This is a genomic window from Pseudomonas sp. MEJ086, from assembly GCF_030209025.1.
Lineage (GTDB): Bacteria > Pseudomonadota > Gammaproteobacteria > Pseudomonadales > Pseudomonadaceae > Aquipseudomonas > Aquipseudomonas fulva_A.
Genome location: NZ_JARVSV010000041.1, coordinates 1 through 26,416, shown reverse-complemented (window position 1 = coordinate 26,416; position 26,416 = coordinate 1). Strand labels below are relative to the sequence as shown.

Genomic DNA, 26,416 nt, shown 5'->3' with positions numbered 1-26,416 from the left:
GATTCGAGCATCGCTCCGCTCGACCCAGGCTACGCGAAAGCCCCGCAGACGCGGGGCTTTCGCTTATCGGCTTACCACTGCGGTGCGAAGTCCGGGCTCACCAGGCGGCGATCCTTGGGCAGGCTGGCGATCAGCGCGCGGTCTTCATCGTCGAGGCGGATGTCCAGAGCGGCCAGGTTGGCCCGCTGGTTTTCCACGCCGCTGGCCTTGGGGATCGCTGCCACGTGGTCCTGAGCAAGCAGCCACTGCAGCACCACCTGACTGGGGAATACGCCGTGCTTGGCGGCAATCTGGCGGATTTCTGGTAGTTGCGCGGCTTCACCACGGGCCAATGGGCAGTAAGCGGTGAACGCCAGATTGTGTTCGCGGGCGTAGTCGAGCATCGGTTGCTGATCGAGCAGCACGTGATATTCCACCTGAATCGCGGCGATCGGGGCTTTGAACTCCTCGATGCTCTGACGCAACAGCGGCAGCGGAAAATTGGCGACGCCGATGTTCAGCGTCGTGCCCTCGTCACGCAGTGCCGCCAGTGTCTCCAGGCGCGGTGCAGGCCATCACCTTTCAGGCTGCCGGCGTTGCCTGGCCAGTGGATCAGGAACAGGTCGACATACTCGGTGCGCAGCGCCTGCAGGCTTTCGGTGAGCGAGGCGCGGATGGCATCGGGCTGCAGCTTGTCCCACCAGACCTTAGTGGTCAGGTGGATCTTCTCGCGCGCCACCTCGGTGGCCGCCAGCGCCTTGCCGACTGCCGCTTCGTTCTCGTAGGCCGTGGCGGTATCGATATGTCGGTAGCCGATCTCCAGGGCTTGATGCACCGCGCGGGTGCATTCGTCGTCGCGCATGGGCCAGGTGCCCAGCCCCAGTTTCGGCATGTTCAGTTGGTAACGATTGCGGATGGCCTGCATGTGAGTACTCCTGATGACAACGGGTGACTATTCGTAGGCGTCGATGCCCGCCGCGTGGCGCGCGGCGAGGTAGCCAAAGGTGAGGGCGGGCCCCAGGTTGATACCGCCGGAGGGGTAGTGGCCGCCGAACACGCTGGCCATGTCCGCGCCAGCGGCGTACAGGCCGCTGATTGGCAGGCCTTCGACATCGAGTACGCGGGCCGATGCGTCGGTCTTCAGGCCGGCGAACGTGCCGAAGCAGCCAGGCTCTACTTTGACTGCATAGAAGGGGCCCTGTTCGATCAGCGCGACGCAGGGGTTGGGTCCCGGATGCAACGGATCGCCCTGTTTCCGGTTGAACGCGGTGCTGCCGCGGCCGAACTCGGGATCGTCGCCCGCCCGCGCGTACTGATTGAAGGTCGCCACCGTGGTCGCCAGGGCAACCGGATCGATACCGCATTGCAGTGCCAGTCGTTCTACGCTGGCAGCGCGCTGCAGGTAGCCACTGCGCAGTGCCGACCACAGCGGCACGGGAGCCGGGCGGGCGAAGCCCAGGCCATAGCGACGCTGGAAGCGATGGTCGCAGATCAGCCAGGAACAGACTTCCTGTCCATCCGGCACCTGCTCGACCATGGCCGAAACGTAGTCGTAGTAACCGTGGGCCTCGTTGACGAAACGCTTGCCGTTGGCCAGTACGCCGATGATGCCCGGCTTGCCACGCTCGATGATATGCGGGAAGTGGCCGCTGCTGCCGTCGCGGCGCGGCACTCTGGAAACCGGCGCCCAGGCGACGGGCGACTTCAGCCGGGTGTCGACCTGAGCGCCTAGCGCCTCACCGAGGCGCAGCCCGTCGCCCGAGCAGGAGGTGGGTGGCAGCGCCAGGTTGTCCCGGCCGCTGGCATCGCGGGGAAACAGTTGCCGGCGACGCAGTGGATCGTTGGGGAAGCCGCCAGCGGCGAGAATCACTGCGCGGGCGCTGATGAAATGCTCGCCATCCTTGTGCCGGATCGTCACGCCGTTGACGTGACCGTCCTGCCGATGCAGGCGAACCACGGGCGCCGATTCGATCATCGTCACGCCCAGATCAGTGGCAGAGCGTACCAGCCGTGCGACCAGCGCCACACCGTTGACCAGATGCATGGCGCGGCCGTAGCGGGCCAGGTGGTAGAGGTGAGTGCTGAAGCGACGAACCACGTGCCACAGGGACTTCGGTGAGCGGGTCATGCTGAGGAAAGCCCCCAGATCAGCTCCGGCCATGATCGGCATGCCCATGAACGAGGTTTCCGCCATGGTCTTGCGCAGGCGCGGCAGCAGGTCGAGCACTTCGTGGGCATCATAGGGGGCGGCGATCACCTGATGGCCACCCGTGGCGGCCCCCGGCGTATCACCATGCATATCCGGGATGGCGTTGCCGTCGGCGAACTGCAAGGCCGTGTGTCGTTCGAAGAACGCCACCATATGCGGGCAGGCTTCGAGAAAGGCCGCGACGCGCTGGCCATCGAAGTGCTCGCCAAGTTCGTGGCGCAGGTAAGTGAGCGGCTGCTCGATGTCTTCCTCAATGCCCGCCCGGCGTGCCAGCGGGTTGCGCGGTAGCCAGGCCCAGCCACCGGACCAGGCGGTGGCGCCGCCGAGAACAGCGTCCTTCTCCACCAGCACCACCTTCTGGCCGTGCCAGGCGGCGGTCACTGCGGCAGCTAGCCCGGCGGCGCCGGAGCCGACCACCAGCAGGTCGGATTGTTGGGGGAGCGGGGTGGGAGGAACGGCGGGCATGAGGGGCTCCTGACGGCTTATGATTATTTTTGGAATCGAGTTCCATATATTAATTTCAACGGCGCGCTGTCGCCAAGAACACTCCCCGCGCTTGATGTTTACCCCGCACGGCCCCATCTGATGGGCTAGAGCCCTTCTGCCATCAGCCTTCGAGCCTGCCATGAACCTGTTTTTGTCTTCCCGCCAGCGCGAGGCCCTGCGCATGTCGTGGGCGTTTATCGCCCCCTATCGTGGGCGCGTGGCCGGTGCGCTGCTGGCGCTGCTGTTTACCGCAGCGATTACCCTGTCCATGGGGCAGGGCATCAAACTGCTGGTGGATCAGGGCCTGGCCACGCAATCGCCGCAAGCGCTGCGCCATTCGATTCTGCTGTTCTTCGTGCTGGTGCTGGCCCTGGCGGTCGGTACCTACACCCGGTTCTATCTGGTGTCCTGGCTTGGTGAGCGGGTGGTGGCGGACATTCGCAAGCGGGTATTCGACCATCTGGTCGGGCTGCACCCGGGCTTCTACGCGCACAATCGCAGCTCGGAGATCCAGTCGCGACTGACCGCCGATACCACGCTGCTGCAGTCGGTGATCGGTTCTTCCCTGTCGATGGCCTTGCGCAACCTGATCATGCTGGTTGGCGGCATGATCCTGCTGGTGGTCACCAACCCCAAGTTGAGCGCCATCGTGCTGGCTGCCTTGCCGCTGGTGGTGGCACCGATCCTGCTGTTCGGCCGCCGCGTACGGGAGCTGTCGCGGCTCAGTCAGGACCGCATCGCCGATGTCGGCAGTTACGTCAGCGAAGTGCTCGGGCAGATCAAGACGGTACAGGCTTACAACCACCAGGCCGAGGACCGTCGCCGCTTCGGCCTGTCCGCCGAGGCTGCGTTCGATACGGCGCGCAAGCGCGTCGCCCAGCGTGCCTGGCTGATTACCGTGGTGATCGTGCTGGTGCTTGGCGCCGTTGGCGTGATGCTCTGGGTCGGCGGCATGGACGTGATCGCCGGGCGCATCAGCGGCGGTGAGCTGGCTGCGTTCGTGTTCTACAGCCTGATCGTCGGCTCCTCGTTCGGCACCCTTAGCGAAGTGATCGGCGAGTTGCAGCGCGCGGCCGGCGCCGCCGAGCGCATCAGCGAATTGCTGCGCGCGCGCAACGAGATCCATGCGCCGCTCGAGGGTGCGCTGCTGCCGACCCCGCCCGTGCAGGGGCGCATCGAGGTTCAGGGGCTGTCGTTCGCCTATCCGACCCGCCCGGAAAGCCTCGCCCTGCAGGGCATCGATCTGACGGTGGTGCCCGGTGAAACCCTGGCCATCGTCGGTCCGTCCGGGGCGGGCAAGTCGACGTTGTTCGACCTGCTGCTGCGCTTCTACGACCCGCAGCAGGGGCGAATCCTCATCGACGGCCTGCCGATCGATCGGCTCGACCCGCACGCCCTTCGCGAGAACTTCGCGCTGGTCTCCCAGCACCCGGCGCTGTTCTTCGGCAGCGTGGAAGACAACATCCGCTACGGGCGCCTGGATGCCAGCAGCGCCGAAGTGGAAGCCGCTGCCCGTGCGGCCCATGCCCATGAGTTCATCGAGCGATTGCCGCAGGGCTATCAGACCCATCTGGGCGATGCCGGGCTGGGCCTTTCAGGTGGCCAGCGTCAGCGCCTGGCCATTGCCCGTGCGTTGCTCGTTGATGCGCCGATCCTGCTGCTGGACGAAGCCACCAGTGCCCTCGATGCCGAGAGCGAACACCTGATCCAGCAGGCGCTGCCCGAACTGATGCGTGGCCGCACCACCCTGGTGATCGCCCACCGCCTGGCGACGGTGAAGAGCGCGGACCGCATCGCCGTGTTCGATCAGGGACAATTGGTTGCCTTGGGCAAGCACACCGAATTGGTCGCCGGCAACCCGCTTTACGCGCGGCTGGCCGAGTTGCAGTTCGTGGAGAAAACCTGAGGCGGGTATCAGGAGCGGCGCGAGTCGGTTTACCGGCGATTGGTGGTCATACCGTAACAGTGCGCAATGACCACCACCGTTTCGCGCCGGGGGCGACGCTCCTACGGAAGCAGCTCTCTCCCCATTCGTAGGAGCCGCGACCCCGCGGCGAATGGTACAGGCGGCGCCGATATCGCGGTGACGCCAGCATCGTTTCGCACCGGGGCGACGTTTCTACAGTAAGCGCTGAGTGCTCGGTTTCAGCTATTGACCAGGCTGAGGAACTCGCTGCGGGTCGCGGCGTTTTCGCGGAACTCGCCGAGCATCACCGAGGTGACCATGGAGGAGTTCTGCTTCTCCACGCCGCGCATCATCATGCACATGTGCTTCGCTTCGATGACCACAGCCACGCCAAGGGCGCCGGTGACCTGCTGGATCGCCTCGGCGATCTGCCGGCTCAGGCTTTCCTGGATCTGCAGGCGACGGGCATACATGTCGACGATGCGCGCCACCTTGGAGAGGCCCAGCACCTTGCCATTGGGGATGTAGGCAACATGGGCCTTGCCGATGAAGGGCAGCAGGTGATGCTCGCAGAGTGAATACAGCTCGATGTTCTTCACCACCACCATCTCGCTGGCGTCGGAGCTGAACAGTGCACCGTTGGTGACTTCTTCCAGAGTCTTCTCATAGCCGTTGCAGAGGTACTGCATGGCCTTGGCGGCGCGCTTGGGCGTGTCGAGCAGGCCTTCGCGGGAGACGTCTTCACCCAGTTGGCCGAGGATCGCGGTGTAATGCTGTTCGAGAGTGTTACGGCTAGAGTCCATGCGGCTTCCAGTGATGTTCGGATGACAATGTACCTGCTGCCTGCCGGCCCGGCTGGCGACGCCGACCAGAGCGGTCTGGCGTCAATGGCCGGCATTGAGGTTCAAGCGGGCGGCAATTGTAATCCGCTCACGGCGATTTACCGAGCGTAATCGGCTTCGATGCCTCGCCGCACTGGTGGGCGGTGACTCATTTGGCTGCGTGAGCCGCCAGGCAGGTGTCGAGCATGCGGTTGGAGAAGCCCCACTCGTTGTCGTACCAGGCCAGTACCTTGACCAGCCGGCCGTTCACCTTGGTGTGGTTGGCGTCGAAGATCGACGACAGTGGATTGTGGTTGAAGTCGCAGGACACCAGCGGCAGTTCGTTGTAACCCAGCACGTTCGATTGCTGGCTGGCGGCGCGCAACAGAGCATTGATCTCCTCGGCGCTGGTGTCGCGCTGCACCTGCACGGTGAGGTCGACCAGCGACACGTTGATCACCGGTACCCGCACCGCCATGCCGGTCAGGCGGCCCGCCAGCTCCGGCAGCACCAGGCCGACGGCTTCGGCTGCACCGGTCTTGGTGGGAATCATCGACTGGGTGGCCGAGCGCGCGCGGAATGGGTCGCTGTGGTAGACGTCGGAGAGGTTCTGGTCGTTGGTGTAGGCATGAATGGTGGTCATCAGCCCGCTCTCGATACCCAGCTCGCGCTGCAGCACCTGGGCGACCGGCGCCAGGCAGTTGGTGGTGCAGGAGGCATTGGAGATGATCTGATGACTGGCGCGCAGGCTGTCGTGGTTGACGCCGTAGACCACCGTGGCGTCAGCGCCCTTGGCGGGGGCGGAGATGATCACCTTGCGAGCGCCTGCAGTCAGGTGTGCAGCAGCCTTGTCGCGGTCGGTGAACAGACCGGTACACTCGAAGACCACGTCGACGGCAAGGTCTTTCCAGGGCAGATCCGCCGGGTTGCGGATGGCGCTGACGGCAATGCGATCGCCATTGATGATCAGGTTCTGGCCGTCGACCTCGACGGACGCATCGAAAATGCCGTGTACGCTGTCGTATTTGAGAAGGTGCGCATTGATTGCACTGTCACCCAGATCGTTGATCGCGACGACTTGCAGGTTTTCGCGGTAGCTCTGGGTATAGAGTGCACGCAGAACGTTACGGCCGATGCGGCCGAAACCATTGATGGCAATTCGCAGTGTCATGAGCGCTGATCCTTATATGTTGTTTTAAAAACAAGATTATTCTCATGAAAGTAGAAATCAAGCGTTTTAGCTGTCAGTATTTTGATAAAAATACAATTCGAATTGCTACCTGTTAGCCTGGAGTACACTATGCATCCCCGCATCCTCGAGGTAACCGACCGCCTGATCGCCCGCAGCCGCGCAACCCGCGAGCGCTACCTGGCGCAGATGGCCGCCGCCGACAGTGACGGTCCGCACCGTGGCGCATTGCAATGCGCCAACTTCGCCCACGGCGTTGCCGGCTGTGGTTCCACTGAAGACAAGCAGCGGTTGCGGCTGATGAACGAGGCCAACGTCGGCATCGTCACCGCCTACAACGACATGCTTTCCGCCCATCAGCCCTACGAACACTATCCCGAACTGATCAAGCAGGCGCTGCGCGCGGTGGGCTCGGTCGGCCAGGTGGCGGGCGGTGTGCCGGCCATGTGCGACGGGGTCACCCAGGGCGAACCGGGCATGGAGCTGAGCCTGGCAAGCCGCGAGGTGATCGCCATGTCCACCGCCGTGGCGCTGTCGCACAACATGTTCGATGCGGCGATGCTGCTGGGCATCTGCGACAAGATCGTCCCGGGGCTGATGATCGGCGCCCTGCGTTTCGGCCACCTGCCGATGATCTTCGTGCCGGGCGGGCCGATGCCCTCGGGCATCCCCAACAAGGAAAAGGCCGAAGTCCGCCAGCTCTACGCCGAAGGCAAGGCGACCCGCGAAGAGCTGCTGGAATCGGAGATGAAGTCCTATCACAGCCCCGGCACCTGCACCTTTTATGGCACCGCCAACACCAATCAGGTGGTGATGGAAATCATGGGCCTGCACCTGCCAGGCTCGTCCTTCGTCAACCCGTACACGCCGCTGCGTGACGCGCTGACCGCCGAGGCCGCGCATCAGGTGGTGCGCCTGACCCGGCAGGGCGGCGAGTACACACCGCTGTGCCGGATCATCGACGAGAAGGCCATCGTCAACTCGGTGGTGGCGCTCAACGCCACCGGTGGCTCGACCAATCACACCCTGCACATTCCAGCCTTCGCCCGTGCCGCCGGCATTCAGTTGACCTGGCAGGACATGGCCGACCTGTCCGCGATCACCCCGACACTGGCCAAGGTCTACCCCAACGGCCAGGCCGACGTGAATCACTTCCACGCCTGCGGCGGTGTGCCCTTCATGGTGCGCACGCTGCTCGATGCCGGGCTGCTGCACGAAGATGTCTACACCGTCGCCGGCCATGGCCTGTCGCGTTACACCCAGGAGCCGTTCCTCGGTGACAACGGCCTGGTCTGGCGGCAGGGCCCGGAGCAGAGTCTGGATCGCAATATTCTGCGTGGCGTGCCGGAAGCGTTCTCGCCGGAAGGCGGGCTGCGCGTGCTCAAGGGTAACCTTGGCAATGGTGTGGCCAAGGTCTCGGCAGTGGCACCGGAACATCAGGTGGTCGAAGCCCCGGCGCGGGTATTCGAGACCCAGGTGGACCTCGCCGAAGCCTTCAAGGCGGGCGAGCTGGAGCGCGATTTCGTCGCGGTGGTGCGCTTCCAGGGCCCCAAGGCCAACGGCATGCCCGAGTTGCACAAGCTCACCCCTTATCTGGGCATCCTTCAGGATCGTGGCTTCAAGGTGGCGCTGGTTACCGACGGGCGCATGTCCGGTGCGTCCGGCAAGGTGCCGGCGGCCATTCATGTCAGCCCGGAAGCCTGGGATGGCGGGCCCTTGGCCCGGGTGCGCGACGGTGACGTGATTCGCGTCGATGGCGTGGAGGGCCGCCTGCAGATTCTGGTCGACGAGATCGAATGGGCGGCCCGCGATTCTGCGCCACGCCCGCAGGGCACGGGCATCGGTTGCGGCCGCGAGCTGTTCGCTTTCATGCGCGCCGCGTTCAGCCCGGCGGAAGAGGGCGCCAGTGCCTTCACCGCAGAACTGGACTCGCTGCGATGAGTCTGGCGCTGGTTGGCGACATTGGCGGCACCAACGCGCGCTTCGCCCTGTGGCGTGACGAACGCCTGGAGTCGGTGCGTGTATCGGCGACTGCCGATCACGCTACCGTCGAGCAGGCTATCCAGGCCTACATGGCGGCCGAGGGCCTGGCGCTCGGTGAGGTGGAGACCATCTGCCTGGCGTGTGCCGGCCCCGTCGAGGTCGACCCCTTTCGCTTCACCAACAACCCGTGGCGCATCGACCGGGCGACGTTTCGTGCCGAACTGCAGGTCCGCGAGCTGCTGCTGATCAACGATTTCTCCGCCATGGCGCTGGGCATGACTCGCCTGCAGGCCGATCAATACATCACCGTCTGCCCAGGCGTGGCGCAGCCGCAGCGTCCGGCCGTGGTGATCGGCGCCGGAACCGGCCTTGGCGTAGGCACGTTGCTGGCGCTGCCGGATGGCAGCTGGCACGCGCTACCGGGCGAGGGCGGGCATGTCGATCTGCCGGTGGGCAGTGCCCGCGAGGCGCTGATCTGGCAGGCGCTGCATCGTCAGCTCGGGCATGTCAGCGCCGAGGCCGGTGCGCTCAGTGGCAATGGGCTGCTGGCGCTGTACCGTGCGGCTTGCGCGGTAGACGGTCAGCCCGCAGCGCTGCTGAGTGCGGCCCAGGTGACTCGCGCCGCGCTGGAGGGGGAGCCGCTGGCGGTCAATGTGCTGGAGCTGTTCTGCTGCCTGCTCGGTCGCGTCGCCGGCAACAACGTGCTGACGCTGGGCGCCCGTGGCGGTGTATTCATCGCTGGCGGCATGGTGCCGCGTTTCGCCGACTTCTTCATGGCCAGCGGTTTCTCCCGCAGCTTTCGAGACAAAGGCTGCATGAGCGATTATTTCGATGGCCTGCCCGTCTGGCTGGTGACTGCCGAATACCCCGGCCTGGTGGGTGCAGGGGTGGCTGCACAACAACACCTTCTACGGAGTTAGCGGACAAATAGCGTGTCCAAGCGTCGCCGATAACAACAATAAGGATTATCGATGTGAGCCCAACTGGAAAATCCATCCTGCTGGTCGACGACGACCAGGATATTCGTGAACTGCTGCAAACCTACCTGGGGCGTGCCGGCCTGCAGGTGAACGCCGTGGCGGATGGCGCCAGCTTTCGCCAGGCGCTGTGCGAAGGCGGCGCGGATCTGGTGATTCTCGACGTCATGCTGCCCGACGAAGACGGCTTCAGTCTGTGCCGCTGGACACGCGGTCATCAGCGTTTCGCCCAGGTGCCGATCATCATGCTGACGGCCAGTTCCGACGAGACCGACCGGGTGATCGGTCTCGAGCTGGGCGCCGACGATTACCTCGGCAAACCCTTCAGCCCCCGTGAACTGCTGGCGCGTATCAAGGCGCTGCTGCGCCGCGTGCACTTTTCTCAGGAGCGTGGCGCGGACGTGCTGGCCTTCGATGAATGGCGCCTGGACATGGTCAGCCATCGGCTGTTCCACCTCGATGGCGAGGAAGTGCTGCTGTCCGGCGCCGACTTCGCACTGCTCAAGCTGTTTCTCGATCACCCGCAGCAGATCCTCGACCGTGACACCATCGGCAACGCCACTCGCGGTCGCGAGATGATGCCGCTGGAGCGCATCGTCGACATGGCCGTGAGCCGCCTGCGCCAGCGCCTGCGTGACACCGACAAACCGCCGCGCCTGATCCGTACCGTGCGCGGTAGCGGTTACCAGTTGGCCGCCGCCGTTACCGCCCAGGCCGGCCATGCGCGTTGACTGGCGTCGGCTGTTGCCGATTCCGCGATCGCTGCTGGGGCGAATGCTGTTGCTGACCCTGCTCTCGGTGCTGGTCGCCCAGGCATTGTCCAGCGCCATCTGGCTGTCGCAGTTGCGCGCCACGCAGCTCGAAGGGCTGGTGACCACGGCACGCAGTCTGGCCCATTCGATGTCGGCCAGCGTGCGTTACTTCCGCTCGCTGCCGGTCGCCTACCGGCCGATGGTCCTCGACCAATTGCGCAGCATGGGCGGCACGCGTTTCGTCGTCAGCCTCAACGATCGACCCCTGTCGATGCATCTGCTGCCGGTCACGCCGCGCAAGCAGGCGGTGATCCAGGCCGTGAGCGAGGTGCTGCGAGAGTCGCTTGGCAACAGCGCGGACATTTCCGTGACCTTCGTCAGCCCGGATGACTTGCGGATCTTCAACGGTGGCCTGAAGCTCGACGAGTTGCCGCGCTCCTGGGCGCATTACGCCCTGACCCTGGAACCGGTCAATCCACCGGTGCTGGTCACGCAGATCCAGCTGGCGCCCGGTGAGTGGTTGTATATCGCGTCGCTGCTGCCCGAACCCTACACCAGCCTGGAGGAGCCGGTACTGCCGACCCAGCAGCTGTGGTTCATCCTGCTCAGCAGCGGCTTTCTGCTCTTGTTCATCGGCATTCTGGTGCATTGGCAGAGTCGGCCGCTCAAGCGTCTGGCACGCGCCGCTCGGCATATGTCCCTGGGCGCCGACGTCGAGCCGGTGCTCGAGGGCGGCGGTCGTGAGGTGGTCGAGGTGGGCCGGGCGTTCAATGCCATGCGCGAGCGCATCAGCCGTTACCTGACCGAGCGCGCCCAACTCTTCAGCGCCATTTCCCATGATCTGCGTACACCGATCACGCGTTTGCGTCTGCGCGTCGAACTGCTCGACGACGAGACGTTGCAGACCAAGTTCGGCCGGGATCTGGACGAGCTGGAGCTGCTGGTCAAGGGTGCACTGCAGTGCGTGAAGGACACCGATATCCACGAAAACATCGAGCCCGTGGACCTCAACCTCCTGCTGCACTGCCTGGTCGAGCCTTGTCTGGCGCCAGCTGGCAACGGTCGGGTGACCTTGCATGGTGAAGCCAAGGCGGTGTATCCGGGCAAGCCCCTGGCCTTGCGGCGCTGCATTGGCAATCTGATCGACAACGCCCTCAAGTACGGCCACAAGGCTCATCTGCACGTCGAGGACGACGAGGGAGCCTACGTGCTGCATGTCGACGATGAAGGGCCCGGCGTTCCCGAGCAGCGCCTGGAGCAGGTCTTCGAGCCGCACTTCCGTCTGGCCGGGCAACAGCAGGGCTACGGCCTGGGGCTGGGTATCGCGCGCAATATCGCCCACAGTCATGGTGGCGAGGTGAGCCTGCAGAATCTGCGTGAGGGCGGGCTGCGGGTGACGCTTCAGCTGCCACGGTCGCCGGATTGAATGTCACGAGATGGTGACGAAGCGACCGGGCTTCGTTACCTGAGGGATGCGCGGCCACCAGTAGACTCTTGCCATGAGCACCCGGGGATTGATGGTTGCCCTGCGGTTCAAGCGTTGATCCTTTGCATGGAATAACAACAATGAAAACACCTGCACTGCCCTCCGACAGCTGGCTGGTCAAGCCAGCCCATCGTGCCTGGCTGAACGCCGAAGGCATGCGCCTGCTGCCGTTCGCCAGCACTTCTGGTGTCGCGCAGGGTTTCGCTGCGCTGGACGGCCAGGGGCGATTGCCCGCGGGAGCCAGCGCCGAGCTGATTCACACCACCCGCATGACCCACTGTTTCGCCCTGGCCCATATCCAGGGTATCCCCGGCTATGCCCATCTGGTCGATCACGGCATCGCCACGCTGCAGAGCGACCTGCGTGACGAGCAGGCTGGCGGCTGGTTCGCGGACGTCGGTCGCAAGGGCGACAAGTCCGCCTACCTGCATGCTTTCGTGGCCCTGGCCGCCAGCTCCGCGCAGGCTGCCGGCAGGCCCGGAGCCGAGGCGCTGCTGGCCGAGGCGATCGGCATCATCGAGCGGCATTTCTGGTGCGAGGAGGAGGGCGCGCTGCGCGAGAGCTTCAGTCGCGACTGGTCGCAGGAAGAAGCCTACCGCGGTGCCAACAGCAACATGCACGCCACCGAGGCGTTTCTCGCCCTCGCGGATGTCACCGGTGATGCCCTCTGGCTGCACCGCGCGCTGCGCATTGTCGAGCGTCTGATCCACCATCACGCGGCCTCCCGGGGCTATGTGGTGGTCGAGCATTTCGACCCGCAGTGGCAGGCCTTGCCCGAATACAACGTCGATAACCGTGCCGACCCGTTCCGACCCTATGGCAGCACGCCGGGGCACAGTTTCGAGTGGGCGCGTCTGCTCTTGCACCTCGAAGCGGCATTGGCCCGGGCCGGCCTAGACGCGCCCGACTGGCTGCTGGAGGATGCCCGCGGGCTGTTCGCCAGTGCCTGTCGCGATGCCTGGCATGCCGATGGCGTACCAGGGTTGGTCTACAGCCTCGACTGGCTGGGGCGCCCGGTGGTACGCGCGCGGCTGCACTGGGTGCAGGCCGAGGCCTGTGCCGCCGCCGCGGCCTTGCTGCGCCGCACGGGGGAGGCCATCTACGAGCAGTGGTATCGACGGTTCTGGGAGTTCGCCTCCAGCCATTTCATCGACCTGCAAAATGGCAGCTGGCACCACGAGCTCGACAGCGACAACCATCCGGCCTCCAGCATCTGGCCTGGTAAGCCCGATCTCTATCACGCCTACCAGGCCGTTCTGCTGCCACGCCTGCCGCTGGCGCCGAGCCTGGCTTCGGCATTGGCAGCCATGTAACGAGGTGGTGACATTCGCGCATCCCTTCGTTACCTGGCTGCCGGCAAAGCCTGATTACACTCCATGCAACGCAAGCGCCACGACTTGCTTCTAACAACAAGAAAGGTACTTCGATGAACGCGATCACCCGTCTCGCCACTGCCGTTTCTCTCGCCTCGCTATTCCCGCTCGCTGCTCTGGCAGCCGACTCCAAAGGTACGGTCGAAGTCGTGCACTGGTGGACCTCCGGCGGCGAGGCTGCGGCCGTGAAGGTTCTGCGTGAGCTGGTCGAGAAAGACGGCTACACCTGGAAGGACAGTGCCGTGGCCGGTGGCGCGGGTTCCGCCGCGATGACCGTGCTCAAGACCCGCGTGGTTTCCGGCAATCCGCCGGGCGCTGCGCAGATCAAGGGGCCGGATCTGCAGGAGTGGGGCGCGCTGGATCTGCTCGCGCCGCTGGACGACGTCGCCAAGGCCAACAACTGGGATGGCCTGCTGTCGAAAACCGTGTCCAATACCATGAAGTACGACGGCCACTATGTCGCCGTGCCGGTGAACATCCACCGCGTCAACTGGCTGTGGATCAACCCGCAAGTGTTCAAGAAGGCCGGCATCGACAAGGCGCCGACCACCCTCGACGAGCTGTATGCCGCTGGCGACAAGCTCAAGGCGGCCGGCTTCGTGCCCCTGGCCCACGGCGGTCAGCCGTGGCAGGACAGCACCGTGTTCGAAGGCCTGGTGCTTGGCATCATGGGTGCCGAGGGCTACCACAAGGCATTCGTCGAGAATGACGAGGCGACCCTCACCAGCCCGCAGATGACCGAAGTGTTCACCGCGCTGAAAAAGCTCTCCACCTACATGGATGACAACCGCGCCGGTCGTGACTGGAACCTGGCGACGGCCGAGCTCATCGACGGCAAGGCCGGGATGCAGATCATGGGTGACTGGGCCAAGAGCGAGTGGACGGCCGCTGGCAAGGTCGCAGGCAAGGACTACCAGTGCGTGCCGATGCCAGGCACTGCCGGCAGCTACACCTACAACATCGACTCCATGGCCATGTTCAAGCTCAAGAACGAGGGTGACATCGCTGCCCAGCACGCCCTGGCGCGCATCGCCCTGGAGCCCGAGTTCCAGTACGTGTTCAACGAGAACAAGGGTTCGATCCCGGTGCGTTCCGACCTCGACATGAGCAAGTTCGACAGCTGCGCCCAGGCTTCCATGAAGGATTTCCAGGCGGCCGACAAGAGCGGCAAGCTGGAGCCGAGCATGGCCCACAGCATGGCCACCAACCTGGCGGTGCAGGGGGCGATCTTCGATGTGGTCACCAACTTCATGAGTGACAAGAACGCCGACCCAAGCAAGGCCGGCGCGCAGATCAACGCGGCGATCAAATCCGCCCAGTAGGTTGATTTGGGCCGGTTAGCCGGCCCATTTCCTTAGAACCTGTTCATGACCTGCTGCGCGTCGGCCCTGCGGCGTTAAAAACAGACTCGGAATGCTCATTTACATCAGTAAAGTCGCCCGCGACTCCGACCGCTTCCTCGCCTGTTTTTGCCTTGCATTGCTCTAGCTCGCTAGATCGTGAACACGTTCTTATCAGCAAAGCCTCCTTCGACCAGGCCCTGGCCCAGTCGCAGGCGGCGTTCGACCCGAATTCATCTCCACACTGGTAATGCCCGATGAGTGTCACGACGGTAATCGGCAAGGCTTCACCCTTCGACGCGCTGCAGCGCTGGCTGCCCAAGCTGGTGCTGGCGCCGAGCATGTTGGTGGTGCTGGTCGGCTTCTACGGCTACATCCTCTGGACGCTGGTGCTGTCGTTCACCAATTCCAGCTTCATGCCCAGCTACAAGTGGGTCGGCCTGCAGCAGTACGTGCGGCTGATGGACAACGACCGCTGGTGGGTGGCAAGCAAGAACCTGATGGTGTTCGGCGGCATGTTCATCGGCATCAGCCTGGTCATCGGCGTGTTGTTGGCCGTGTTGCTCGATCAGCGCATTCGCCGCGAAGGCTTCATCCGCACCATCTACCTGTACCCCATGGCGCTGTCGATGATCGTCACCGGTACCGCCTGGAAATGGCTGCTCAACCCCGGCCTGGGGCTGGACAAGATGTTGCGCGACTGGGGCTGGGAAGGCTTTCGCCTGGACTGGCTGGTGGATCAGGATCGGGTCGTCTACTGCCTGGTGATCGCTGCCGTGTGGCAAGCCTCGGGGTTCGTCATGGCGTTGTTCCTGGCTGGGCTGCGCAGCGTCGATCAATCGATCATCCGTGCCGCTCAGGTGGACGGCGCAAGCCTGCCGACCATCTACCTGCGCATCGTCCTGCCGAGCCTGCGGCCGGTGTTCTTCAGTGCGGTGATGATCCTCGCGCACATCGCCATCAAGAGCTTCGACCTGGTGGCGGCGATGACCGCAGGCGGCCCTGGTTACTCGTCCGATCTGCCGGCGATGTTCATGTACAACTTCACCTTCAGCCGCGGCCAGATGGGCATCGGCTCGGCCAGCGCGATGATGATGCTCGGCGCGATCCTGGCGATTCTGGTGCCCTATCTCTACTCGGAACTGCGGGGCAAACGCCATGACTAGAGCCTTCAGCCCAAGCCGTGTGGCGATCTACGCCACCCTGTTGTTCGCCGCGGCGCTGTACCTGGTGCCGCTGATCGTGATGCTGCTGACCAGCTTCAAGACCCCCGAGGACGTGCGTGCCGGCAACCTGCTGTCCTGGCCCGATGCGTTCACCCTGATCGGTTGGGTCAAGGCCTGGGACGTGGTCGGCGGCTATTTCTGGAACTCGGTGAAGATCGCCGTACCGGCCGTGCTGATTTCCACGGCGGTCGGTGCCCTGAATGGTTACGTGCTGTCGATGTGGCGCTTTCGCGGCTCGCAGCTGTTCTTCGGGCTGCTGCTGTTCGGTTGCTTCCTGCCGTTCCAGACGGTGTTGCTGCCAGCCTCGTTCACCCTCGGCAAGTTCGGCCTGGCCAATACCACCACGGGCCTGGTGCTGATCCACGTGGTGTACGGCATCGCCTTCACCACGCTGTTCTTCCGCAACTTCTACGTCAGCGTGCCGGATGCGCTGGTCAAGGCGGCGCGCCTCGATGGCGCGGGCTTCTTCACCATCTTCGGCCGCATCCTGCTGCCCATGTCGCTGCCGATCATCATGGTCTGCCTGATCTGGCAGTTCACCCAGATCTGGAACGATTTCCTCTTTGGTGTGGTGTTCGCCAGTGGCGATTCCCAGCCGATCACCGTGGCCCTCAACAACCTGGTCAATACCAGCACCGGGGCCAAGGAATACAACGTGGACATGGCCGCGGCGATGATCGCCGGGCTACCGACCCTGCTGGTGTACATCGTGGCGGGCAAATATTTTCTGCGCGGCCTCACGGCCGGCGCGGTGAAGGGTTGAAAGCTGCGCTTTCACAAGTGGAGAAGTAAATGGCAACGCTCGAATTGCGCAACGTCAACAAGTCCTATGGCAGTGGCCTGACAGACACGCTCAAGAGCATCGACCTGAAGATCGATGCCGGGGAGTTCCTGATTCTGGTCGGCCCCTCGGGTTGCGGGAAATCCACCCTGATGAACTGCATCGCCGGGCTGGAGAGCATCAGCAACGGCGCGATCCTGGTCAATGACGCCGACATCAGCGGCATGAGCCCCAAGGATCGTGACATCGCCATGGTGTTCCAGTCCTACGCGCTGTATCCGACCATGAGCGTGCGCGACAACATCGCCTTCGGTCTGAAGATGCGCAAGATGGCCCCGGCGGCCATCGACGAGGAAGTGGCACGGGTCGCCAAGCTGCTGCAGATCGAGCATCTGCTCAAGCGCAAGCCGGGGCAGCTTTCCGGTGGCCAGCAGCAACGTGTGGCCATGGGCCGGGCGCTGGCGCGGCGGCCGAAGATCTACCTGTTCGACGAACCGCTGTCCAACCTCGACGCCAAGCTGCGGGTGGAGATGCGTACCGAAATCAAGCTGATGCACCAGCGCCTGAAGACCACCACGGTCTACGTCACCCACGACCAGATCGAGGCAATGACTCTCGGCGACAAGGTGGCGGTGATGAAGGAGGGCGTGATCCAGCAGTTCGGCACCCCGCAGCAGATCTACAACGACCCGTCCAACCTGTTCGTGGCCAGTTTCATCGGCTCGCCGCCCATGAACTTCGTGCCCGTGCAACTGCAGCGCCGTGCTGGCCAGGTGTGGGCAACGCTGACCTCGTCGGCCGGCAGCTGCGAACTGCCCCTCGGCCACCTGCCCGAGGGCACCGAGCAACGCACGCTGCTGCTCGGTATCCGCCCTGAACAGATTCAGCCGGCCAGTGCGCCCGGTCAGGCTGCGTCACTGCCTGCCGTGGTCGAGGTCACCGAACCCACCGGGCCGGACACCCTGGTCTTCGTCAGCGTGAATGACGCCAAGCTGTGCTGCCGCCTGGCACCGGACCAAGCACCGGAGATCGGCCAAAACATCGAGTTGCAGATCGATGCCTCGCGGGTGCTGCTGTTCGATGCCGACAGCGGCGAGCGCGTACGCCCCGAAGCAGACATCGCTGCGCAGAGCAATGTCACCCAGTTAAAGAATCGTTGAAAAGGAGTCGGTCTCGCGAGTGCCGTCATGGCCTCGGTAGTCCTGATACCGGCAAGCGAAGCGGTAACAACAATAAAAACAGCAGGAGAGGGTATGAAACGATCAACGGGTTTCGGTCTGGCCATGGCGTTGGGTTCCCTGACGCTACCGGTCACGGGAATGGCGCTGGAGTTCACCGGCTACGTGCGCAGCGGTGCCGGTACTGCCGACGGCAACGGCCGACAGTCATGCTTCCAATTGCCGGGCGCGCGCTCCAAGTATCGCCTGGGTAACGAGTGCGAGCACTACGCCGAGCTGGATCTGCGTCAGGATCTGTTCAGCCTGGACGATGGCTCGGTGCTGAGCATCGAGGGCATGGCGCAACTCTTCAACGAGTATGGCCACACCCCTAAATTCACCGGCGATCGTGGCACCGCCCGGATGAACCAGATGTACGCCGAATGGAGCAACATGCCGGCGCTCAATGGCGGTTCGCTGTGGGCAGGGCGCCGCTTCTACAAACGTAACGACATCCACATCTCCGACTTCTACTACTGGAACCAGAGCGCTACCGGTTTCGGTATCGACGAGATGAAGATCGGTGATTACAAGTACAGCTACGTGTTCTCGCGCAAGGACAGCTACGACCAGAAGGAATACATCAACCGCCACGACTTCAACGTCGGCGGTTTCGTGACCAACCCGGGCGGCGAGATCGAGGTGGGGGTCAGCTACGTCGACAAGCCATCTTCCGTCGAGGATGCGAACAGCGGCTGGGCAGTGACCGGGCAGCACGTGCAGAAGAACTTCCTCGGCCTGGGCGGTGACAACAAGCTGGCCCTGCAGTACGGCGAGGGGCCGGGCACCGGCCTTGGCTACACCGGCGATCCGACCCTGGATCGCAGTGCCAAGAGCTGGCGGGTGGTCGAATTCTTCGACTTCCAGGTAACCCCACGCCTGGGCGGACAGGTTCAGGCCGTCTACCAGAAGGATAAGCGTGACGATGGCGCCGATCAGGACTGGTGGTCGGTGGGCGGGCGTACCAGCTATGCCTTCACCCAGCAGTTCAAGCTGGTCGGCGAGATTGGCCATGATCAGGTGGATGCCTCCGGCGGCACCCGCAAACTGAGCAAGTTCACCGTCGCCCCGACCTGGTCGCCTGCCGGGCCCGGCTTCTTCGAACGTCCGGAAATTCGCCTGTACTACACCTACGCCACCTGGAACAAGGCCGCGCAGGAAGCGGCGAATCTGTTGGCGGAAGGCTCGGCACTGTCCGACACCGGCGCCTTCGGCAGCGCCCGCAACGGCTCCAACTTCGGGGTGCAGGTGGAGTACTGGTGGAAGTAAGGCCTCGAGCTGCAAGCGACAAGCCGCAAGTAAAAGCTGACTACGATTTCGCAGTCGCGCAGCGCTAGCTTGCAGGCTCGTGGGGTGGGTAGGCGCTGGTCGTTTTCATCGGGAACGACCAGGTTCTTGTGCGCCGTGGCCCACCATTCGGTATCAGCGTCGACCGCGTGGTGGGTTATGCGGCGCTCTGGACTTGATGTGGGGTGGCGGTCGCGGTTTGGCGCCGCTTCACCCACCCTACGCATGGCGCCGTGCCGCTCAGCCTTGCTCTTCGCTGGCAGGATAACGGCTGGCGTTGAGGCTTTCCTTGATCTTGCGCAGGTGCGGCTGGAAATCCGCACCGCGGCGCAGGGTCATGCCGGTTGCCAGTACGTCGAGCACGGTGAGCTGGATGATCCGCGAGGTCATCGGCATGTAGATGTCGGTGTCTTCGGGCAACGGGATATGCACGCTCAGGCTGCAGGCTTGTGCCAGCGGCGAGCCGGCGGCGGTGAGGCCGAGTACCGACGCGCCATTTTCCCGCGCCAGACGCGCCACCTCGACCAGTTCGCGGGTGCGGCCGGTATAGGAAATGATCACGAACAGATCGCCGGTATGGGCCACCGATGCCAGCATCCGCTGCATCAGCACATCGGCGTGGGCGGACACCGCGAGGTTGAAGCGGAAGAACTTGTGCTGTGCATCCAGCGCGACGGGCGCCGATGCGCCAAGGCCGAAGAAATGGATCTGCCGGGCCTGGATCAACAGGTCGACGGCGCGGCTGATCAGGTTCGGGTCGAGGCTCTGGCAGGCGCTGTCCAGCGAGGCGATGGCGCTGCCGAATATCTTGCGGGTGTAGGCCTCGGGGCCGTCGTCGGCTTCCACGGCGCGGCTGACGTAGGCCGCACCGCTGGCCAGGCTCTGCGCCAGCTGCATTTTCAGCTCGGGATAGCCGTTGACGCCGAACGAGCGGCAGAAGCGGTTCACCGTCGGTTCGCTGACCTGGGCGGCCTGGGCGAGGGCGGCGATGCTCAGGCGGGTGGCCTGCTGCGGATTGAGCAGTATCACTTCGGCGACCTTGCGTTCGGCCTTGTTCAGGCTGTCGAGGCGGCCCTGGATCTGCTCGAGGAGATTGCGCACGCGATCCATTTTTGTCCTTGTCTGATAAAACGCCGGTCAATCGTACGACCGCTGCTGTCTACTGGCTATCGAGATCTGCAGTCTATAAAAATGTTGTTTTTATTACTACATTTCCAGTTGCGAAGTTGGCGGTTAACCGCTATCAATAGGGTAACTTGATAGAAGAACAAAGATCATGTCCGTGATTCCCGTTGAACCTTGTACCTTCGCTCTGTTCGGCGCCCTGGGCGACCTTGCATTGCGCAAGTTGTTTCCTGCCCTCTATCAGCTCGATCGTGCCGGGCTGCTGCATGAGGATACCCATCTGCTTGCCCTGGCGCGCGAGGGCGGCGACCCCGCCACGCACCTGAGCGCCATCGACAGTCATCTGCGCCGCTACCTGCCTGCCAAGGAACTGGACGAGGCAGTGATGCAGCGTTTCCAGGCGCGCCTGCGTTACCTGAGCATGGAATTCCTGCCACCTGATGGGTACCCGCAGCTGGCCGAGGCGGTCGGTAGCGGGCGTCAGCTGATCGCCTATTTCGCCACGCCCGCGTCGGTGTATGGCGGTATCTGCGCCAACCTCGCCGCGGTCGGTCTGGCCGAGGGCACACGGGTCGTGCTGGAGAAACCCATTGGCCACGATCTGGAATCGTCCCGCGCGGTCAACGATGCGGTGGCGGCGTACTTTCCGGAAACCCAGGTTTATCGGATCGACCATTATCTGGGCAAGGAGACGGTGCAGAACCTGATCGCGCTGCGCTTCGCCAACAGTCTGTTCGAGACCCAGTGGAACCAGAACCACATCACCCACGTGGAGATCACCGTGGCGGAGAAGGTCGGTATCGAAGGCCGCTGGGGCTATTTCGACAAGGCCGGGCAACTGCGCGACATGATCCAGAACCATCTGCTGCAGCTGCTCTGCCTGATCGCCATGGATCCGCCTGGCGATCTCTCTGCGGATGCCATCCGTGACGAGAAGGTCAAGGTGCTCAAGGCGCTCGAACCGATGAACGCCGAGCAGCTTTCCCGTCATGTGGTGCGTGGCCAGTACGTGGGCGGGACCAGCGATGGCAAGCCGGTGCCGGGCTATCTGGAGGAAGAGAACTCCAACGCCCATAGCGACACCGAAACCTTCGTTGCCCTGCGTGCCGACATCCGCAATTGGCGCTGGGCCGGGGTGCCGTTCTACCTGCGCACCGGCAAGCGCATGGCGCAGAAGCTGTCGCAGATCGTCATTCACTTCAAGGAGCCGCCGCACTACATCTTCGCTCCCGAGCAGCGGCAGCTGATCGGCAACAAACTGATCATCCGTCTGCAGCCGGACGAGAGCATTTCCCTGCAGGTGATGACCAAGGACCAGGGTCTGGACAAGGGCATGCAGCTGCGCAGCGGTCCATTGCAGCTGAACTTCTCGGCAACCTACGGCAGTTCACGCATTCCCGATGCCTACGAACGGCTGCTGCTGGAGGTCATGCGTGGCAACCAGAATCTGTTCGTGCGCAAGGACGAAATCGAGCATGCCTGGCAGTGGTGCGATCAGTTGATCGCTGGCTGGAAGAAACTCGGTGACCCACCCAAACCGTACGTCGCCGGTAGCTGGGGACCGATGAGCTCCATCGCCCTGATCACTCGCGACGGGAGGGCCTGGTATGGCGATCTCTGACCTCGAATTTCCCGCGGGCGTGGTTGCCCGCAGCCACGACAATTCGCAGCACCTGGCTCAGGCTTTGGCCGATCGCGTGGCCGGCGCGCTGCGCGATGCCATCGACAGCCACGGCACCGCTACGCTGGTGGTGTCTGGCGGGCGTAGCCCGATTGCCTTTTTCAAAGCGTTAGCGCAGCAGCAGTTGCCTTGGAGCAAGGTGCTGGTAAGCCTGGCCGACGAACGCTGGGTGCCGGTCGCCCATGAAGACAGTAACGAGGCACTGGTGCGTCGGCATTTGCTTCAGGGGCCAGCCGCCGAAGCGCGACTGCTCGGCCTGTACCACAGCGCAGGTAGCCTCGAAGAGGCGGCGACGCTCACCGAACAGGCGTTGAGCGACCTGCCTCCCATCGACGTACTGGTACTGGGCATGGGCACCGACGGGCATACCGCCTCGCTGTTCCCCAACAGCCCCAACCTCGATGAAGCGTTGCGGGGCGACGGCGAGCGCCGCTGCTTGCCGATGCTCGCCCCGGCGGTGCCACATCAGCGCTTGACCCTCACGCTGCCGTTGCTCAAGGCAGCTCGACTGCAACTGTTGTCGATCGAAGGAGAAGGGAAGTTGCGCGTGCTGGAGCAGGCGCTAGAACACCGTGATCACAAAAAAATGCCGATCAGCGCGTTTCTTGGCGCGCCTTTAGAAATTTACTGGTGCCCTTAGGCCAAAAGGATCAAACAACATGACACACGCCATCAGCCGCCCAGCCCCAACCATGGCTGAAAAGATCGCCAGCATCGACGCGCTCTGTGAGCGAGCGCGGATCATGCCGGTGATCACCATCGCCCGCGAGGAAGACATTCTGCCGCTGGCCGATGCCCTGGACGCCGGCGGCCTGCAGGTACTGGAAATCACCCTGCGCTCGGTGCACGGCCTGACTGCCATCCGCCGCCTGCGCGAAGAGCGCCCACATCTGTGCGTGGGGGCTGGCACGGTGCTGGATCGCCGCATGCTCGAGTCGGTGGAGGAGGCCGGCGCTCAGTTCATCGTCAGCCCTGGCTCCACCGACGAACTGCTGCGTGCTGCGCTGGACAGCCCGATACCGCTGCTGCCCGGTGTCGCCAGTGCCTCGGAAATCATGGTCGGTTACGCCCTTGGCTACCGTCGCTTCAAGCTGTTCCCCGCGGAAGTCTGTGGCGGCACCGCCGCGCTCAAGGCGCTCAGTGGCCCGTTCGGCGACATCCGCTTCTGCCCGACTGGCGGCGTCAGCCCCGACAACATGCAGCGTTACATGGCCCTGCCCAATGTGATGTGCGTTGGCGGCAGTTGGATGCTGGACAGCTCCGCGGGTTGGGACAAGGTTCGCCAGGCGAGCGCCGACGCCCTGGCGCTGCTGAACCGGGCCAACTGATCTCGTCATAGCCCGCGCCGTGGGGCCGGGCTCCCTCCGTCCAGGAGTTCTCATGTCCCGTCCCTTCGACCCCGCTGCGCTGTTTCCCCGTCTGCACGATATCCCTGAAGCCTACCGCCCCGACGCACCGGTCGAGCAGCGTGAATACCTGGTCGGCGGCGAGTTGCGCCTCTGGCAGGGGCCGCTGGCGCAGGTGCGTAGCCCGATCTATCTCGCCGAGGACGATGGCGAGCGCCAGGTGGTGCTCGGCAGTACGCCGCTGCTCGACGCCGATGCGGCCCTGGCCGCTCTGGACGCTGCCGTCGCCGCCTACGATCACGGCCAGGGGCAGTGGCCCAACCTGCGGGTCGCCGAGCGCATCGCCCATGTCGAAGCTTTTCTGGCCCGCATGCGTGAACAGCGTGCTGCGGTGGTCAAGCTGCTGATGTGGGAGATCGGCAAGAACCTCAAGGACTCCGAAAAGGAGTTCGACCGTACCTGCGATTACATCGTCGATACCATCGGTGCGCTCAAGGAGCTGGATCGTCGTTCCAGCCGTTTCGAACTGGAGCAGGGCACCCTGGGGCAGATTCGCCGTGTGCCACTGGGTGTGGCGCTGTGCATGGGGCCGTACAACTACCCACTCAACGAAACCTTCACCACGCTGATTCCGGCGCTGATCATGGGCAACACCGTGGTCTTCAAACCGGCCAAGTTCGGCGTGCTGCTGATGCGCCCGTTGCTGGAAGCGTTTCGCGACAGCTTCCCACCCGGCGTGATCAACATCATCTACGGTCGCGGCCGCGAAACGGTCAGCGCCCTGATGGAGAGCGGCAAGGTCGACGTATTCGCCTTCATCGGTACCCACAAGGGCGCCAGTGATCTGAAGAAATTGCACCCCAAGCCCCATCGCCTGCGCGCCGCCCTAGGCCTGGACGCCAAGAATCCGGGCATCGTGCTGCCCGAGGTCGACCTGGACAACGCGGTGAGCGAGGCGCTGACCGGTGCCCTGTCGTTCAACGGTCAGCGCTGCACGGCGCTGAAAATCCTTTTCGTTCACGAAGATGTGCTGCAGCCATTCCTCGACAAATTCAGCGCCGGCCTGGCCAAACTCAAGCCTGGCATGCCCTGGGAAGCGGGCGTCGCGCTGACGCCACTGCCCGAGCCGGGCAAGGTGGAGTACCTGAAAGCGGTCATGGCCGATGCCATCGACAAGGGCGCCAGGATCATCAACCCGGGTGGCGGCGAGCACCGCGCGAGTTTCTTCTATCCGGCGTTGCTGTGCCCGGTAACGCCACAGATGCGCCTGTATGGCGAAGAGCAGTTCGGGCCACTGGTGCCAGTGGTGCCATACCGGGATGTCGAGCAGGTGATCGATTACGTACTGCAGTCGGATTTCGGTCAGCAGTTGAGCCTGTTCGGTAACGATGCGCAGCAGATCGGCCGCCTGGTCGACGCTTTCGCCAACCAGGTCGGGCGCATCAACATCAATGCCCAGTGCCAGCGCGGCCCGGATACCTTTCCGTTCAACGGTCGCAAGGATTCCGCCGAGGGCACGCTGTCGGTGCATGATGCCCTGCGTACCTTCTCGATCCGCACCCTGGTGGCGACCCGCTTCACGGACGATAACAAGGCGCTGGTCAGCGAAGTGATCCGTCAGCGTTCATCGAATTTCCTGACCACCGATTACATTTTCTAAGCGCCTGTCCAATGTCTCGCGTGCCGGCAATAACGGCGCGTAGTGGACTTTTGACGGTTGCGAGGTTGTTTGCATGACTCTCAACATCAGCAAGGACACCCGCCTGTGCATGTCGCTTTCCGGGCGGCCGGGGAATTTCGGTACGCGCTTCCAGAACTATCTGTATCAGGAACTGCAGCTCGATTATCTGTACAAGGCGTTCACCACCACCGACCTGCCAGCTGCCATCGGCGGCATCCGCGCACTGGGCGTACGCGGTTGTGCGGTGTCCATGCCCTTCAAGGAAGCGTGCATCAGGCATCTGGACGCCTTGCACGAGTCGGCCGCGACCCTGCAGTCGGTCAATACCATCGTCGCAGACGACGGCCACCTGACGGGTTACAACACCGATTACAGCGCCGTGGTGCATCTGCTCGCGCAACACGGCGTACCCCCGAGCAGCCACTACGCGCTACGCGGCAGTGGTGGCATGGCCAAGGCGGTGGCTTGCGCATTGCGCGACAGCGGCTTCGGCGATGGCCATATCGTCGCCCGTAACGAAGCGGCGGGCAGGGCGCTGGCAGAGCAGTGCGGGGTGAGCTGGTGCGAGACACTGGACGAGAGACCGGCCGATCTGCTGGTCAACGTCACGCCGCTGGGCATGCGTGGCGCGGAGGCCGAGCAATTGGCCTTCGACGAGCGCGGCGTTGCCGCTGCCAAGTGGGTATTCGATGTGGTCGCCGTGCCGGTGGAAACCCCCTTGATTCGCCTGGCCCGCTCGCTGGGCAAACCGGTCATCACCGGTGGTGAGGTGATTGTCCTGCAGGCCGTCGAGCAGTTCGCCCTGTACACCGGCGTGCGCCCCGATGCCGAGCTGATCGGCCGCGCTGCACGCTTCGCCCTGGCCGAATAACCGGTCAGTAGGGCGATACGCTGGTGGCCTTGCTGCTGAATCCGCGTTGACCCGGTGATTCGCCCGCAAGCGGGCTCCTACGGTATTGGGGGGTCTGCAAGATGGATGTTCGACGCCGCGACGGTATTGCCTCAGGTCCTGCAAATATCTGCAGATCCATGCCTGTAGGAGCCCGCTTGCGGGCGATACGATTATGGCCTTGCCGCCGAATCTGCGTTGCCCCGGTGATTCGCCCGCAAGCGGGCTCCTACGGTATTGGCGGTGTCTGCAAGATGGACGTTCGACGCCGCGACGGTGTTGCCTCAGGTCCTGCAAATATCTGCAGATCCAGGCCTGTAGGAGCCCGCTTGCGGGCGATACGATTATGGCCTTGCCGCTGAATCTGCGTTGACCCGACGATTCGCCCGCAAGCGGGCTCCTACGGTATTGGGGGGTCTGCAAGATGGATGTTCGACGCCGCGACGGTGTTGCCTCAGGTCCTGCAAATATCTGCAGATCCATGTCTGTAGGAGCCCGCTTGCGGGCGATACGATTGTGGCCTTGCCGCTGAATCTGCGTTTACCTGACGATTCGCCCGCAAGCAGGCTCCTACGGTATTGGCGGTGTTTGCAAAATGGATGTTCGACGCCGCGACGGTGTTGCCTCAGGTCCTGCAAATATCTGCAGATCCAGGCCTGTAGGAGCCCGCTTGCGGGCGATA

20 protein-coding genes and 1 pseudogene are annotated in these 26,416 nt (G+C 63.8%); 16 read left to right on the top strand and 5 right to left on the bottom strand.

Annotated features, from left to right (window positions below):
• Positions 1 to 71: 71 nt before the first annotated feature.
• Both QRN22_RS23530 and QRN22_RS23525 read right to left on the bottom strand, forming a co-directional pair.
• Positions 72 to 904 (bottom strand): annotated as a pseudogene (locus QRN22_RS23530) (aldo/keto reductase).
• A 27-nt stretch (positions 905 to 931) separates the two neighbouring features.
• Positions 932 to 2,653: an FAD-dependent oxidoreductase gene (locus QRN22_RS23525; RefSeq protein WP_042554080.1), complete on the bottom strand. Its 1,722-nt coding sequence runs from the start codon at positions 2,651 to 2,653 to the stop codon at positions 932 to 934.
• 160 nt (positions 2,654 to 2,813) lie between these two features.
• On the opposite strand from QRN22_RS23525, the gene QRN22_RS23520 reads away from it, so the two are divergent.
• A complete protein-coding gene (locus QRN22_RS23520) occupies positions 2,814 to 4,580 on the top strand; it encodes an ABC transporter transmembrane domain-containing protein (RefSeq protein WP_042554081.1) in 1,767 nt (588 codons plus the stop codon).
• A gap of 239 nt (positions 4,581 to 4,819) precedes the next feature.
• Here the strand turns inward: QRN22_RS23520 and folE are convergent, their stop codons facing one another.
• Complete coding sequence (gene folE / locus QRN22_RS23515; protein ID WP_042554082.1) at positions 4,820 to 5,383, bottom strand: GTP cyclohydrolase I FolE; 564 nt, start codon at positions 5,381 to 5,383, stop codon at positions 4,820 to 4,822.
• A gap of 187 nt (positions 5,384 to 5,570) precedes the next feature.
• Positions 5,571 to 6,572 carry a type I glyceraldehyde-3-phosphate dehydrogenase gene (gene gap / locus QRN22_RS23510; RefSeq protein WP_042554083.1) on the bottom strand — a complete coding sequence of 334 codons (1,002 nt, stop codon included), beginning with the start codon at positions 6,570 to 6,572 and terminating at the stop codon, positions 5,571 to 5,573.
• Positions 6,573 to 6,701: 129 nt separating this feature from the next.
• On the opposite strand from gap, the gene edd reads away from it, so the two are divergent.
• The 10 genes from edd to QRN22_RS23460 all read left to right on the top strand — a co-directional run bounded on the left by edd (position 6,702) and on the right by QRN22_RS23460 (position 18,994).
• Positions 6,702 to 8,531, top strand: coding sequence for a phosphogluconate dehydratase (edd, locus tag QRN22_RS23505; RefSeq protein WP_042554084.1), 1,830 nt, complete (start codon positions 6,702 to 6,704; stop codon positions 8,529 to 8,531).
• Positions 8,528 to 9,493, top strand: coding sequence for a glucokinase (locus QRN22_RS23500; RefSeq protein WP_042554085.1), 966 nt, complete (start codon positions 8,528 to 8,530; stop codon positions 9,491 to 9,493). Before edd ends, QRN22_RS23500 begins: the two co-directional genes overlap by 4 nt.
• A 53-nt stretch (positions 9,494 to 9,546) precedes the next feature.
• On the top strand, positions 9,547 to 10,281 hold the full coding sequence (locus QRN22_RS23495) for a response regulator (protein ID WP_042554086.1): 735 nt from the start codon (positions 9,547 to 9,549) through the stop codon (positions 10,279 to 10,281).
• The gene (locus QRN22_RS23490; RefSeq protein ID WP_042554087.1) at positions 10,271 to 11,728 is read left to right on the top strand and encodes an ATP-binding protein; all 1,458 of its coding nucleotides are present in this window, start codon (positions 10,271 to 10,273) and stop codon (positions 11,726 to 11,728) included. The genes QRN22_RS23495 and QRN22_RS23490 overlap by 11 nt, the downstream gene beginning before the upstream one ends.
• Before the next feature lie 140 nt (positions 11,729 to 11,868).
• Complete coding sequence (locus QRN22_RS23485; protein ID WP_042554088.1) at positions 11,869 to 13,101, top strand: D-mannose isomerase; 1,233 nt, start codon at positions 11,869 to 11,871, stop codon at positions 13,099 to 13,101.
• 113 nt (positions 13,102 to 13,214) lie between these two features.
• Positions 13,215 to 14,483: an ABC transporter substrate-binding protein gene (locus tag QRN22_RS23480; RefSeq protein WP_042554089.1), complete on the top strand. Its 1,269-nt coding sequence runs from the start codon at positions 13,215 to 13,217 to the stop codon at positions 14,481 to 14,483.
• A gap of 275 nt (positions 14,484 to 14,758) precedes the next feature.
• Entirely contained in the window at positions 14,759 to 15,667 is a 909-nt protein-coding gene (locus tag QRN22_RS23475) for a carbohydrate ABC transporter permease (RefSeq protein ID WP_042554090.1), read from the top strand.
• Positions 15,660 to 16,490 carry a carbohydrate ABC transporter permease gene (locus tag QRN22_RS23470; RefSeq protein WP_042554091.1) on the top strand — a complete coding sequence of 277 codons (831 nt, stop codon included), beginning with the start codon at positions 15,660 to 15,662 and terminating at the stop codon, positions 16,488 to 16,490. Before QRN22_RS23475 ends, QRN22_RS23470 begins: the two co-directional genes overlap by 8 nt.
• A gap of 29 nt (positions 16,491 to 16,519) precedes the next feature.
• Entirely contained in the window at positions 16,520 to 17,668 is a 1,149-nt protein-coding gene (locus tag QRN22_RS23465; RefSeq protein ID WP_042554092.1) for an ABC transporter ATP-binding protein, read from the top strand.
• Between the two features lie 93 nt (positions 17,669 to 17,761).
• Positions 17,762 to 18,994 carry a maltoporin gene (locus tag QRN22_RS23460; protein WP_042554093.1) on the top strand — a complete coding sequence of 411 codons (1,233 nt, stop codon included), beginning with the start codon at positions 17,762 to 17,764 and terminating at the stop codon, positions 18,992 to 18,994.
• Between the two features lie 258 nt (positions 18,995 to 19,252).
• On the opposite strand, the gene QRN22_RS23455 is transcribed toward QRN22_RS23460, so the two are convergent.
• The gene (locus tag QRN22_RS23455; RefSeq protein WP_179540072.1) at positions 19,253 to 20,113 is read right to left on the bottom strand and encodes a MurR/RpiR family transcriptional regulator; all 861 of its coding nucleotides are present in this window, start codon (positions 20,111 to 20,113) and stop codon (positions 19,253 to 19,255) included.
• Between the two features lie 175 nt (positions 20,114 to 20,288).
• Here QRN22_RS23455 and zwf point away from each other — a divergent pair, with 175 nt between their 5' ends.
• The 5 genes from zwf (at position 20,289) to QRN22_RS23430 (ending at position 25,716) form a co-directional block, all read left to right on the top strand.
• Entirely contained in the window at positions 20,289 to 21,758 is a 1,470-nt protein-coding gene (gene zwf, locus QRN22_RS23450; protein WP_042554095.1) for a glucose-6-phosphate dehydrogenase, read from the top strand.
• Positions 21,745 to 22,458, top strand: a complete 714-nt coding sequence (pgl, locus tag QRN22_RS23445) for a 6-phosphogluconolactonase (RefSeq protein ID WP_042554096.1) — start codon at positions 21,745 to 21,747, stop codon at positions 22,456 to 22,458. The genes zwf and pgl overlap by 14 nt, the downstream gene beginning before the upstream one ends.
• A 19-nt stretch (positions 22,459 to 22,477) precedes the next feature.
• Positions 22,478 to 23,146 carry a bifunctional 4-hydroxy-2-oxoglutarate aldolase/2-dehydro-3-deoxy-phosphogluconate aldolase gene (locus tag QRN22_RS23440; RefSeq protein ID WP_042554097.1) on the top strand — a complete coding sequence of 223 codons (669 nt, stop codon included), beginning with the start codon at positions 22,478 to 22,480 and terminating at the stop codon, positions 23,144 to 23,146.
• A gap of 52 nt (positions 23,147 to 23,198) precedes the next feature.
• Positions 23,199 to 24,824, top strand: coding sequence for an NADP-dependent glyceraldehyde-3-phosphate dehydrogenase (locus QRN22_RS23435; protein ID WP_042554098.1), 1,626 nt, complete (start codon positions 23,199 to 23,201; stop codon positions 24,822 to 24,824).
• A gap of 73 nt (positions 24,825 to 24,897) precedes the next feature.
• Entirely contained in the window at positions 24,898 to 25,716 is an 819-nt protein-coding gene (locus QRN22_RS23430) for a shikimate 5-dehydrogenase (RefSeq protein WP_042554099.1), read from the top strand.
• The last annotated feature ends 700 nt before the right edge of the window (positions 25,717 to 26,416 follow it).